This window comes from Pseudomonas uvaldensis (genome assembly GCF_021271205.1).
GTDB lineage: Bacteria > Pseudomonadota > Gammaproteobacteria > Pseudomonadales > Pseudomonadaceae > Aquipseudomonas > Aquipseudomonas uvaldensis.
Genome location: NZ_JAIWKS010000016.1, coordinates 1 through 12,607, shown reverse-complemented (window position 1 = coordinate 12,607; position 12,607 = coordinate 1). Strand labels below are relative to the sequence as shown.

The window sequence follows — 12,607 nt, the reverse complement described above, 5'->3', positions numbered from 1 at the left end:
AGTAGGAAAAGCGTGATTCTTTGGTCGCAATCGTCGCAAAAGCTTCTAAGGCACAACGCACGACATGGCGCGGCACGCATCGGCATGCCTGTGTCCAGCGCGAGCGGGGGCGCTGGAGACAGTGGTGCTCAGTCGTACTTACGCCATCAGCGGGGCCATCAGCGGGTGCGGTAACGCAACCGGGTGCCGAAGTTCATCGACATGAGGATCTCGTCGGCGGACAGTTCCGGCGGGAAATAAGCGCCGGATATCTGCGCGTGGGCCAGACTCGCGCCTTCCAGTTTGGATTTGCGAAAATCGACGCCGCGCAAGTCGGCGGAGCGGAAGTACGCGTCAGTAAAGTCGACGTCGTCCACGTTCAGCTCCCGCAGATCCAGGCCACGAAAGTCGCCGCCACGCATGTCGACCGGGCCTTGGGGGCGTTCGCTGTTGAAGCCCGCGATGTCGTCTTTGCGCAGCAAGGCATAAAGCGGGGTATTGAGAAGCTTGGGATGGCTCATGTCATAGCACCTGTTGGTTTTATGACGCCAGTATAGTGCCACCAGTTGTTGGCCGTGAAGCCGGGCGTCGCTTCACGGCCTGATAGTGGTTTACAGGCCAGGGAGGCGCTGGCGAATCTGCGCGACGACCTCGTCGAGTGTCTCGCTTTCATTGGTCTGGACCGGCTTGCTGCACAGGATTTCCTCCGGCGTCAGAGGCTCGCGGCTGGCCTGTTGGGTGGCGATCACGGCCAGGTTTGCGTCGGACGGGTCTTTACGGTCTGCCTGACGCTGCGCCAGGCGGCTTTCGATGACCGCTTGCGGTGCTTCACAGGCCAGAATCAGGAACGGGGCGCCTGTCGCTTCGGCGATTTTCGCGGCCGCGTCGCGCTGGTCATGTTTGAGGTAGGTGGCATCGATGACCACCGCAAACCCTGCGCGCAGGATGGCGCCGGCGATTTCATGCAGGCGTGCATACGTGGCGCTGCTGGCGTTGCTGCTATAAATGCCGGCCTGTGGGTCGTTCGGCACCTGTTGCTCGCCGAACAGACGCTTGCGCTCTACATCCGAACGCAGGCGAATCGCGCCCAGCGCCTCCACCAGGCGCATCGCGACATGGCTTTTGCCCACCGCCGAAACACCATGGGTAATGGCCAGGAACGGTGAAGGAATGGTGCTGTAGCTTTCGGCCAGGTTGGCATAGTTGCGGTATTGGCGCAGGGTAGTGGCTCGCTGCACAGGGTCGGCTTCGGCCGGCATGCTGAACAGCGCGATCTTGGCTCGGACCAGGGCACGGTAGGCCTTATAGAAGTTCAGCAGTTCCAGGCCCTGGTAATCGCCGGTCAGCTCCAGGTACTGGCTGACGAAGCGCCGGGCCAATGATTTGAGGCCGCGGTCCTCCAGGTCCATGGCCAGGAACCCTGTGTCGGCGTAAACGTCGGTGAAGCGGAACGGCTCGTTGAATTCGATGCAGTCGAAAATCACCACTTTGCCGTCGATCACGGTGGCGTTGCCCAGGTGGATGTCACCGTGGCATTCACGGATGAAACCTTCGGCCTTGCGTTGGGTGAACAGTGGCTTGAGGCGTTCGAAGCTGCTTTCGGCCCACGCTTGCAATGCTTCGAGCTGAGCCAGGTCAGCTTTGTCACTGAGAAACGGGCGGATCTGTTCGAAGTTCTGCCGAACCGGTGCCATCACGCTGTCGGGAGTGCCGGCCTCGTTCTCGGCGGGGACCTTGGGCGTAGAAAGGTGGAAGCGGGCAATCTGCTCGGCCATCTCGTCAATGTGGGCCGTAGTCAGTTCGCCATTGGCCTGCAAGGTGCTGAGCAGTTGGCTCTGCGGGAACTGGCGCATCTTCAGGGCGTATTCGATGGCCGGGCCATCACCGCCCAATTGTGGGGCGTCGATGCTGCCGGTCACCGGCAGCACTTCCAGATAAAGATCCTGGGTCAGGCGCTGGTTCAGGCGTAGTTCTTCACCGCAGAAATGCTTGCGGGCCTCGAGGTCGGTGAAGTCGAGGAAACCGAAGTTGACCGGCTTTTTGAATTTGTAGGCGTAAGGGCCGGTGAGCAAGACCCAGGAAATGTGGGTTTCGATGACCTGGAACCCTTCGACGGGGTGGGGGAAGAGGGCCGGGTTTTGCAGGGCAGCGATCAGGGACTGGCTCACAGGCGATCCTTCAGAGTCTGGAAAATTCAAGGCCGTCATTATGGCTGCAAGCGGCGCTAACGCAAACCGCAGAGGCTGGACGCTCCGTTCTGTCAGGCCGTTTTGCAGGCTCATGTTGAACCGTCGCAAAGTGCGTATAATCCGCCGCCATGACTCGTACCCGATCCCCCCGTACCCCAAAGAAACCACCCGCCAGCCGCCTGCGGCCCTGGTTGGGCTGGGCCCTTAAACTGAGCCTGGTGGGCCTTGTCGTGCTCGTCGGTTTTGCCGTCTACCTCGATGCCATTGTCCAGGAAAAATTCTCCGGCAAACGCTGGATGATTCCGGCCAAGGTCTATGCACGCCCCCTGGAGCTGTTCGTCGGCCAGAAACTGAGCCGTGACGATTTCCTCACCGAGCTCGATGCCTTGGGCTACCGCCGCGAGAGCGTGGCCAACGGGCCGGGCGCGGCCTCCGTCAACGGCAATACCGTCGATCTCAATACCCGTGGCTTCCAGTTCTATGAAGGCATGGAGCAGGCGCAATCGGTGCGCGTGCGTTTTTCCGGCGATTATGTGGCTGCGCTGACCGGCGCCAAGAATGCGAATCTCTCGGTGGTGCGCCTCGAGCCCCTGCTGATTGGTGGCCTGTACCCCAAGAATCTGGAAGACCGGATCCTGATCAAGCTCGACCAGGTGCCACCGTTCCTGATCGACACGCTGATCGCCGTAGAGGACCGCGATTTCTATCACCACTTTGGCGTTTCGCCCAAGTCGATTGCCCGGGCTGTCTGGGTCAACACATCGTCAGGCCACATGCGCCAGGGCGGCAGTACCCTGACCCAACAGCTGGTCAAGAATTTCTACCTGACCAACGAGCGCAGCCTCACTCGCAAGCTCACTGAAGCCATGATGGCGTTGCTGTTGGAGTTGCATTACGACAAGCAGGAGATCCTCGAGGCGTACCTCAATGAGGTGTTCATCGGCCAGGATGGCCAGCGGGCGGTGCACGGTTTCGGTCTCGCCAGCCAGTTCTTCTTCAGCCAGCCCCTGTCCGAGCTCAAGCTGCACCAGGTGGCATTGCTGGTGGGCATGGTCAAGGGACCTTCTTCCTATAACCCGCGCCGCAACCCCGAGCGTGCCCTGGAACGGCGCAACCTGGTGCTCGATCTGTTGCAGCAACAGGGCGTGGCGACGGCCGAGCAAGTCGAGGCGGCCAAGAAAATGCCATTGGGCGTGACCAAGCGCGGCAGCCTGGCGGATAGCTCGTTTCCCGGTTTCCTTGATCTGGTCAAACGTCAGTTGCGTGAGGACTACCGCGATGAAGACCTGACCGAAGAAGGCCTGCGTATCTTCACCAGTTTCGACCCGATCCTGCAGATGAAGGCCGAAGCGTCGGTCGAAGATACCTTCAAGCGATTGGGTGGCCGCAAGGGCGCGGACGAGGTCGAGGCCGCGATGGTAGTGACCAACCCCGAAACGGGGGAGGTGCAGGCCATGATCGGCAGTCGCCAGGCCAGCTTTGCCGGATTCAACCGGGCGCTGGATGCGGTGCGTCCGATTGGTTCGCTGATCAAGCCGGCGGTATACCTCACGGCTCTGGAAAAACCGAGCCAGTACACCTTGACCAGTTGGCTGTCCGACGAGGCGTTCTCGGTAAAAGGGGCAGACGGCCAGGTCTGGAAACCGCAAAACTATGACCGCCGTACTCATGGCACGGTGTTTCTGTACCAGGGGCTGGCGCATTCCTACAACCTGTCGACCGCGCGCCTGGGAATGGAAGTCGGTGTGCCGAACGTGCTCAAGACCCTGGCTCGCCTGGGTGTCAATCGCGAACTGCCGGCCTTCCCATCAATGTTGCTGGGCGCCGGCGGCCTCACGCCAATTGAAGTGGCGGCCATGTACCAGACGCTGGCCAACGGCGGCTTCAATACGCCGATGCGCGGCATTCGCAGCGTGCTTACCGCGGACGGCGAGCCACTCAAGCGTTACCCGTTCCAGATCCAGCAGCGCTTCGATCCGGCTTCCATTTATCTGATCCAGAACGCCATGCAACGTGTCATGCGTGAAGGCACCGGCAGTTCGGTTTATAACGTGTTGCCCCGGACTCTGTCGTTGGCAGGCAAGACCGGTACCAGTAATGACTCGCGCGATAGCTGGTTCGCAGGTTTCAGCCAGGACCTGCTGGCTGTGGTCTGGCTTGGCCGTGATGACAACGGCAAGACGCCATTCACCGGTGCCACCGGCGCGTTGCAAGTCTGGACCAGTTTCATGCGCAAGGCCGACCCGTTGCCGCTGGACATGCCGCAACCGGACAACATCGTTCAGGCCTGGGTAGATTCCCGTACCGGACAGGGCTCTGACGCCAATTGTCCGGGAGCGGTGCAGATGCCGTATATTCGCGGCAGCGAACCGCCACCCGGTGCCGCCTGTGGCAGTACGAATCCCGCCGAATCGGTGATGGATTGGGTCAAGGACTGGATGAATTAAGCAAAGAGGGTTTCAAGTGAATAAGTGGTTGATTCCAGCGTTGACTGCCGTGGCTTTGCTCAGTGGTTGCTCCACCGTACAACGTGGTTCGATTCCGGTGGTGGATGCCGGCACGGCGGTTTCCAATAGCGAGCGAGTCTCCGCCAGTGGCGGTTTCCGGCAGACGACGATAAAACGCCCGGTGCAGGGGCAGGCCCAGGCGATTCCTCAGGGGGATTCCGGCGTCGTGGTCATGGTACCGGGTGGCGGCGCCGCCACTTCGGCTCCGATCAGTAGCCAGCCGATCACGCCGGGGCCGGTCACGTCGGGTCCGATTACACCCGGACCTGTCAGTGGTTCGCCAATCGACCAGGGCAGCTACAGCATGCCGTCGACGCCCGGCAGCATTGCTCCGTCCAGCAGCGGCGGTTTGTCCGCGGATGAACAACTGGACGGACCGGTATTGGCCCTCCTGACCACGGCCCAGCAACAACAGGCCGGTGGCGACCTCAACGGTGCTTCGTCGAGCCTGGAGCGTGCGCAACGCGTTGCGCCTCGTGAACCCCAGGTTCTTTATCGCCTGGCCCAGGTGCGTCTGGCCCAGGGCGATGCGCCACAAGCCGAGCAACTGGCCCGTCGTGGCCTGACATTCACCAGTGGCCGTCCGGCACTTCAGGCCAGCCTGTGGGAATTGATCGCCCAGGCTCGCGAGAAGCAGGGCGATTCCGCTGGCGCGGCGCTGGCCCGTCAGAAGGCCAAGGTTTCGCTCTGATGGACGTTCGCTTCCCTCGGATCGCCGATCAGTTGCTGCTGATCGAGCGAGAGCTACGGGTTCAGGGGTGGTGGAGCAGCGTTTCGCCTTCGGACGAAGCGCTGGCCAGCGTCGAGCCGTTCGCGGTCGACACCCTGGATTTCGAGCAGTGGCTGCAGTGGATTTTCCTGCCTCGCATGAAAGCCATCCTGGAAAACGACCTGCCATTGCCCAATGCCTCGGGCATCCTGGCCATGGCCGAGATGGTCTATGCCCAGCGGCCAGGGCAGGGCATCGAACTGCAGCGGTTGCTGGCGCAGTTCGACCAATTGATCGCAGAGGTCAGCTGATCGCCATCACTGGCAGTGTTCTTCGATCTGCTTGCGCGTTTCGTCGATACGCTGGCTCCGTTCTTCGTCCGTAAGGCGGCGCATTTCCCCTTCCACCTCTTCGCGCAGCCTGGGATTGTTCTGCAGCTGCGCCAGATTGGTCCGGGCCTGTTCGCAGAAGACCTTGAGCTGGGCTTCCTGCTCGGCGACCTGTTTCTTCACGTCCTGGTCGATGGCCTTCTGATCGCCAATGGTGCCGCCGGAAGGGGGCGCTGGCGGTTTGCCAGCGGGCGGCGCAGCGGATTTGATCACGGTGGTGGCTTCCGTGCCTTGAGGGGGCTGAGAGCCGAAGTGAGTGACACCTTGGGCGTCCACCCACTTGTAGACCTGGCCGGCCATGCACATCGGGCTCATGCCGACCAGCAGGCCGGCGGTCAACAATAACGTTCGCATGCTGTTTCCTTGTCTTGGGTTGCGCAATTGAAGCTAACACAGTTGCCGTTTAAAGGTTTTTTCTTGCGTTCTCATGCGCTTACTTGAATAAAGCACATAGACGACTTGACTTGCAGAAGGCGAAACAGAAGAATCCAAAGTCCGCTGTAGAGGGACTGCCAGAAGCAGACCCACTCGGCAGATCATGAGGCGCATATCCGCGTCGACCTGTTACACCCGCAACGCGTTACCTCGCGCTGGGTGGGAAAGGCCCGCAACACTTGGGACGATCCCAATACTTGCTCAGTCAGTGCTGACGTAGTCGGCGACCACCGTCGCTCATGCTCTGCCGAGAAGTAAACCTATTAAGACCCGTCCCCTTTCCTGAGGGTCGGTATTCTGGCGTTTTAGAGGTGAACAACGTGGAGCTTTTATCTGGCGGTGAGATGCTCGTCCGCTTCCTGCGTGACGAAGGCGTCAAATATATCTACGGGTACCCGGGTGGTGCTCTTCTTCATGTCTACGATGCCCTGTTCAAAGAACCGGAAGTGACCCACGTCCTGGTTCGTCACGAGCAAGCGGCAACCCACATGGCTGACGGCTATGCCCGTGCCACCGGCAAGGCCGGCGTGGTACTGGTGACTTCCGGCCCTGGCGCCACGAACGCCATCACCGGTATCGCTACTGCCTACATGGACTCCATTCCGATGGTGATCATCTCCGGTCAGGTGCCCAGCACCATGGTCGGTACCGATGCGTTCCAGGAAACCGACATGATCGGTATCTCCCGGCCGATCGTGAAGCACAGTTTCATGATCAAGCACGCTTCGGAAATCCCGGAAGTCATGAAGAAGGCTTTCTATCTGGCCGAGTCCGGTCGTCCGGGCCCGGTGGTGGTCGATGTCCCGAAAGACATGACCAACCCGGCCGAGAAATTCGAATACGTCTTCCCTAAAAAAGCCAAGCTGCGTTCCTACAGCCCGGCCGTACGCGGCCACTCCGGGCAAATCCGCAAGGCGGCCGAAATGCTGCTGGCGGCCAAACGTCCCGTGCTGTATTCCGGTGGCGGCGTGATCCTCGGTGGTGGCTCCGCGCCGCTGACCGAACTGGCGAAGATGCTTAACCTGCCGGTTACCAATACGCTGATGGGCCTGGGTGCATTCCCGGGCACCGATCGTCAGTTCATTGGCATGCTCGGCATGCATGGCAGCTACACCGCCAACCTGGCGATGCACCATGCGGATGTGATCCTGGCCGTTGGCGCGCGTTTTGACGACCGGGTCATCAACGGTCCGGCGAAATTCTGCCCGAACGCGAAGATCATCCATATCGACATCGACCCGGCGTCCATTTCCAAGACCATCAAGGCAGACGTGCCGATCGTTGGGCCAGTGGAAAGCGTATTGACCGAAATGGTCGCCATCCTCAAGGAAATCGGCGAGACCCCGAACAAGGAGGCCGTTGCCAGCTGGTGGAAGCAGGTTGACGAATGGCGTGGCGACCGTGGCCTGTTCCCTTATGACAAGGGCGATGGCAGCGTGATCAAGCCGCAGACCGTGATCGAGACCCTGTGCGAAGTGACCAGGGGCGACGCCTTCGTGACCTCCGACGTGGGCCAGCACCAGATGTTCGCCGCGCAGTACTACAAGTTCAACAAACCCAACCGCTGGATCAACTCCGGCGGCCTGGGCACCATGGGCTTCGGTTTTCCGGCGGCCATGGGCGTGAAGCTGAGCTTCCCGGATAGCGACGTCGCCTGCGTCACGGGCGAAGGCAGTATCCAGATGAATATCCAGGAGCTGTCCACCTGTATGCAGTACGGTTTGCCGGTGAAGATCGTCAACCTGAACAACGGCGTGCTGGGTATGGTTCGTCAATGGCAGGACATGAGCTACGGCAGCCGTCACTCGCATTCCTACATGGAATCGCTGCCGGACTTCGTCAAATTGGTCGAAGCCTATGGTCACGTGGGGATCCGCATCACCGACCTGAAGGACTTGAAGTCCGGGCTTGAAGAAGCCTTCGCCATGAAGGACCGCCTGGTGTTCCTCGATATCCAGGTGGACACCAGCGAACACGTCTATCCGATGCAGATCAAAGACGGTTCCATGCGCGATATGTGGCTGAGCAAGACGGAGCGTACCTAATCATGCGACATATTATTTCCCTGCTTCTGGAAAACGAACCGGGTGCTCTGTCTCGTGTAGTGGGCCTGTTCTCGCAGCGCAACTACAACATCGAAAGCCTGACCGTGGCGCCAACCGAGGACCCGACCCTGTCGCGTCTGACGCTGACCACCGTGGGCCACGATGAAATCATCGAGCAGATCACCAAGAACCTGAACAAGCTGATCGAGGTGGTCAAGCTCGTGGACCTGTCGGAAAGTGCTCACATCGAGCGCGAACTGATGCTGGTCAAGGTCAAGGCCACCGGCGCGCAGCGCGCCGAGATCAAACGCACCACCGATATTTATCGTGGGCAGATCGTCGATGTCAGCGCCAGCGTCTATACCGTTCAGTTGACCGGTACCAGCGACAAGCTCGACAGCTTCATTCAGTCGATTGGCACTGCCTCGATTCTGGAAACCGTACGCAGTGGCGTCACCGGGATTGCCCGTGGCGACAAAGTGCTGAGCATCTAAACCAAATTAGCGAATGGCCTGAACGGCCGGATAGAGAGGAAATTCATGAAAGTTTTCTACGATAAAGATTGCGACCTGTCGATCATCCAGGGCAAGAAAGTCGCCATCATCGGTTACGGTTCCCAGGGTCACGCCCAGGCGTGCAACCTGAAAGACTCCGGCGTCGACGTAACCGTCGGTCTGCGCAAAGGTTCGGCTACCGTCGCCAAGGCAGAAGCCCATGGCCTGAAAGTGGCTGACGTGGCGACTGCCGTTGCCGCCGCCGACCTCGTCATGATCCTGACCCCGGACGAGTTCCAGGGCGCGCTGTACAAGAACGAAATCGAACCGAACATCAAGAAGGGCGCTACCCTGGCCTTTTCCCACGGCTTCTCGATCCACTACAACCAGGTTGTGCCACGTGCGGACCTCGACGTGATCATGATCGCGCCGAAAGCTCCGGGCCACACCGTACGTTCCGAGTTCGTCAAGGGCGGTGGTATTCCTGACCTGATCGCTATCTACCAGGACGCTTCGGGCAACGCCAAGAACGTGGCCCTGTCCTACGCTGCCGGCGTCGGCGGTGGTCGTACCGGCATCATCGAAACCACCTTCAAGGACGAGACTGAAACCGACCTGTTCGGTGAGCAAGCCGTTCTGTGCGGCGGTACCGTCGAGCTGGTCAAGGCCGGTTTCGAAACCCTGGTGGAAGCGGGCTATGCTCCAGAAATGGCCTACTTCGAGTGCCTGCACGAGCTGAAGCTGATCGTTGACCTCATGTACGAAGGCGGCATCGCGAACATGAACTACTCGATCTCCAACAACGCCGAGTACGGCGAGTACGTGACCGGTCCGGAAGTGATCAACGCCGAGTCCCGCCAGGCCATGCGCAACGCCCTGAAACGTATTCAGGACGGCGAGTACGCCAAGATGTTCATCAGCGAAGGCGCCACCGGCTATCCTTCGATGACTGCCAAGCGTCGCAACAACGCTGCCCACGGTATCGAAATCATCGGCGAGCAACTGCGCTCGATGATGCCTTGGATCAGCGCCAACAAGATCGTCGACAAAACCAAGAACTGAGTCGCGAGCTTGATCGGAAAACGCGGCCTCGGCCGCGTTTTTTCGTTTGAGCGACGGCTTCTGGTATAAAGCTGCATCGTTTGCGGCCGAACCGTCGTCCCAGACACCTGTCGAATTTTTTCACACCGTTGCAAGGTACTGTCCATGAGCGAACGTCCCGACGAGCCAAACCAGGCTTCTGACGCCGAAAGCATGCTGCCCATCGATGAGCACGTCGAAGAAGGTCATGACGCTGAAGGCCGCAAGGTCCGGCATCGTGGCATTTATCTGCTGCCGAATCTGTTCACCACCGCAAACCTGTTCGCCGGTTTTTATTCCATCATCAGTTCCATGAGCGCCCAGGCTGCATTGAGCGCTGGCGACAGTGCCGGGGCGAGTCGTTATTTTGCCTTTGCCGCCATTGCTATCTTTGTGGCTATGGTGCTCGACGGCCTGGACGGGCGGGTGGCGCGCATGACCAATACCCAGAGCGCGTTCGGCGCCGAGTATGATTCGCTGTCCGACATGGTTGCCTTTGGCGTGGCCCCGGCATTGCTGGCGTTTGGTTGGGCGCTGGGAGACATGGGCAAGGTTGGCTGGATGGTCGCCTTCATTTATGTGGCGGGCGCCGCGTTGCGTCTGGCGCGTTTCAATACCCAGGTTGGCAAGGCTGACAAACGCTATTTCATCGGCCTGGCCAGTCCGGCTGCGGCAGGTGTTGTGGCTGGGGTTGTCTGGGCGTTCAGCGACTATGGCATCCAGGGGTCGAAAATGTCCTTCCTGGTGGCGTTGCTCGTAGCAGCAGCCGGTATGCTGATGGTCAGCAACATCAAGTACAACAGTTTCAAGGAGCTGGATCTGAAGGGGCGCGTGCCATTCGTTGCGATTCTGGCGGTGGTACTGGTCTTCGCGGTGGTTTTCAGTGATCCGCCACGGATTCTGCTGTTGGTGTTTCTCGCGTATGCCGCTTCCGGGCCGGTGCAGTACCTGCTGCGCCTTCGCCGACGCTAAACGTTGCCTTAATGTAATTTCCCCCATACTCCGCAGTCTATTGGTACATCTGCCCTCCAATGCTGCGGAGTCGTCATGTTGATCAAGATCCCCAAGTCGTCCGATTGCCGTGAATCGGATGTCACCCCTGAATCCCACTATCTGTCCCGTCGTCAAATGTTGGGGGCAACCATGGTGGCTGGCCTTGCCATGGGTGGCCTGCCACGCTGGGCATATGCTGCCGACGCCGCACGTTATCCCGATGTACAGCCCGGCAAGGCGCCGTCCTGGTTCGCCGATAAACTGCCCTCTATCCAGTGGGGGGCGGTCGTCGTCAAAGATGAGTCGGTGACGCCGTTCAAGGACGCGACCCATTACAACAACTTCTATGAGTTCGGGACCGACAAGGGGGATCCGGCTGCCAATGCGGGCTCCTTGAAAACCGAGCCCTGGAGCGTTGTGGTGGACGGCGAGGTGGGTAAGCCGGGGCGTTATGCTCTGGAAGACTTCATGAAACCTTACCAACTGGAGGAGCGGATTTATCGCTTGCGCTGTGTCGAGGCGTGGTCGATGGTCATTCCCTGGATCGGTTTCCCCATCTCGGCCTTGCTCAAGCAGGTTGAGCCGACCTCCAAGGCCAGGTACATACGTTTTGAAACATTGCAGGATCCCAAGGTCATGCCCGGGCAGCGTTCGGGCTTTGCCTTGATCGACTGGCCCTATGTCGAGGGGCTGCGGCTGGACGAGGCAATGAATCCGCTGGCCATCCTCGCGGTTGGTATGTATGGACGCGAGTTGCCGAACCAGAACGGCGCGCCATTGCGGTTGGTGGTGCCATGGAAATACGGTTTCAAAAGTGTGAAATCCATTGTGCGCATCAGCCTGGTCAGCGAACAGCCCAAAACGACATGGCAAAGCATCGCGCCAGATGAGTACGGCTTCTATGCCAACGTCAATCCGACAGTGGATCATCCGCGCTGGACGCAAGCCCATGAACGTCGTTTGCCGAGCGGGCTATTCAGTCCCAACGTGCGCGATACCTTGATGTTCAACGGTTATCAGGACGAGGTCGCTTCTCTTTATGCGGGGATGGACTTGAGGAAGGACTACTGATGCGTTTTCCACTTTGGCGAATCGGCGTTTTCGTGGCAGCGGCCGTCTGGCCGCTGTTCTGGCTTTATCAGGCGCTGACCAATGCGTTGGGGCCTGACCCTGGCAAGGTGTTGGTGGACAGGCTTGGTTTGGGGGCGCTTATTCTTTTGCTGCTTACCTTGAGCATGACGCCGCTGCAGAAGTTGACGAGGTGGGCAGGGTGGATCTCGGTCCGGCGTCAACTTGGCTTGTGGTGCTTTGCCTATGTGGTGTTGCACCTGTCCAGCTATCTGGCTTTCATCCTGGGTTTCGACTGGTCGCAGTTGGGGATCGAGTTGAGCAAGCGGCCTTACATCATCGTCGGTGTGCTTGGCTTTCTCGGTTTGTTGCCCTTGGCGCTTACGTCCAACCGCTATAGTCAACGGCGATTGGGCGCACGCTGGAAAAAGTTGCATCGTTTGGTCTATCCAATCCTGGGGCTTGGGTTGCTGCATATGCTGTGGATCGTACGGGCGGACCTTCAGGAGTGGAGCCTCTATGCTGGCATAGGCGTCTCGCTGCTCGTGCTGAGAGTTCCGCCGGTGATGCGTCGGATCCCGCGTCTAATGGGGCGCAAGGTTCCTTTTTCAACAAAAGCATAATTAAGGGTTGACGGCAGATTCTGAGTCTCTATAATTCGCCCCACTTCCGGCGCAGTCGAAACGGAAAACTCCTTGAAATTCAATGAGTTAAGTAGG

The 12,607-nt window shown here is 59.5% G+C and carries 12 protein-coding genes; 9 read left to right on the top strand and 3 right to left on the bottom strand.

Annotation, left to right across the window (positions count from 1 at the left end):
- Positions 1-158: 158 nt before the first annotated feature.
- Entirely contained in the window at positions 159-500 is a 342-nt protein-coding gene (locus tag LCU97_RS25035) for a pentapeptide repeat-containing protein (RefSeq protein ID WP_053153470.1), read from the bottom strand.
- A 90-nt stretch (positions 501-590) separates the two neighbouring features.
- Positions 591-2,147: a bifunctional aminoglycoside phosphotransferase/ATP-binding protein gene (locus LCU97_RS25030; protein ID WP_232778041.1), complete on the bottom strand. Its 1,557-nt coding sequence runs from the start codon at positions 2,145-2,147 to the stop codon at positions 591-593.
- Between the two features lie 149 nt (positions 2,148-2,296).
- On the opposite strand from LCU97_RS25030, the gene mrcB reads away from it, so the two are divergent.
- Genes mrcB through LCU97_RS25015 form a run of 3 tightly spaced genes read left to right on the top strand, consistent with a single transcriptional unit; the run spans position 2,297 to position 5,695 of the window.
- Positions 2,297-4,615 (top strand): penicillin-binding protein 1B, encoded by a 2,319-nt coding sequence (mrcB, locus tag LCU97_RS25025; RefSeq protein WP_053153464.1) that lies wholly within the window; start codon positions 2,297-2,299, stop codon positions 4,613-4,615.
- A gap of 16 nt (positions 4,616-4,631) precedes the next feature.
- Positions 4,632-5,366, top strand: a complete 735-nt coding sequence (locus tag LCU97_RS25020; RefSeq protein ID WP_232778040.1) for a tetratricopeptide repeat protein — start codon at positions 4,632-4,634, stop codon at positions 5,364-5,366.
- Entirely contained in the window at positions 5,366-5,695 is a 330-nt protein-coding gene (locus LCU97_RS25015; RefSeq protein ID WP_053153459.1) for a YqcC family protein, read from the top strand. The genes LCU97_RS25020 and LCU97_RS25015 overlap by 1 nt, the downstream gene beginning before the upstream one ends.
- A gap of 6 nt (positions 5,696-5,701) precedes the next feature.
- Here the strand turns inward: LCU97_RS25015 and LCU97_RS25010 are convergent, their stop codons facing one another.
- Complete coding sequence (locus LCU97_RS25010) at positions 5,702-6,127, bottom strand: DUF4124 domain-containing protein (protein ID WP_053153456.1); 426 nt, start codon at positions 6,125-6,127, stop codon at positions 5,702-5,704.
- A 401-nt stretch (positions 6,128-6,528) separates the two neighbouring features.
- On the opposite strand from LCU97_RS25010, the gene LCU97_RS25005 reads away from it, so the two are divergent.
- The 6 genes from LCU97_RS25005 (at position 6,529) to msrQ (ending at position 12,511) form a co-directional block, all read left to right on the top strand.
- On the top strand, positions 6,529-8,253 hold the full coding sequence (locus LCU97_RS25005) for an acetolactate synthase 3 large subunit (protein WP_053155330.1): 1,725 nt from the start codon (positions 6,529-6,531) through the stop codon (positions 8,251-8,253).
- A gap of 2 nt (positions 8,254-8,255) precedes the next feature.
- The gene (gene ilvN / locus LCU97_RS25000) at positions 8,256-8,747 is read left to right on the top strand and encodes an acetolactate synthase small subunit (RefSeq protein ID WP_003205610.1); all 492 of its coding nucleotides are present in this window, start codon (positions 8,256-8,258) and stop codon (positions 8,745-8,747) included.
- Between the two features lie 45 nt (positions 8,748-8,792).
- Complete coding sequence (gene ilvC, locus LCU97_RS24995; RefSeq protein ID WP_022641000.1) at positions 8,793-9,809, top strand: ketol-acid reductoisomerase; 1,017 nt, start codon at positions 8,793-8,795, stop codon at positions 9,807-9,809.
- 144 nt (positions 9,810-9,953) lie between these two features.
- A complete protein-coding gene (gene pssA, locus LCU97_RS24990; protein ID WP_232778039.1) occupies positions 9,954-10,799 on the top strand; it encodes a CDP-diacylglycerol--serine O-phosphatidyltransferase in 846 nt (281 codons plus the stop codon).
- A gap of 75 nt (positions 10,800-10,874) precedes the next feature.
- Positions 10,875-11,891, top strand: a complete 1,017-nt coding sequence (gene msrP / locus LCU97_RS24985; protein WP_232778038.1) for a protein-methionine-sulfoxide reductase catalytic subunit MsrP — start codon at positions 10,875-10,877, stop codon at positions 11,889-11,891.
- A complete protein-coding gene (msrQ, locus tag LCU97_RS24980) occupies positions 11,891-12,511 on the top strand; it encodes a protein-methionine-sulfoxide reductase heme-binding subunit MsrQ (protein ID WP_232778037.1) in 621 nt (206 codons plus the stop codon). The genes msrP and msrQ overlap by 1 nt, the downstream gene beginning before the upstream one ends.
- Positions 12,512-12,607 lie beyond the last annotated feature (96 nt).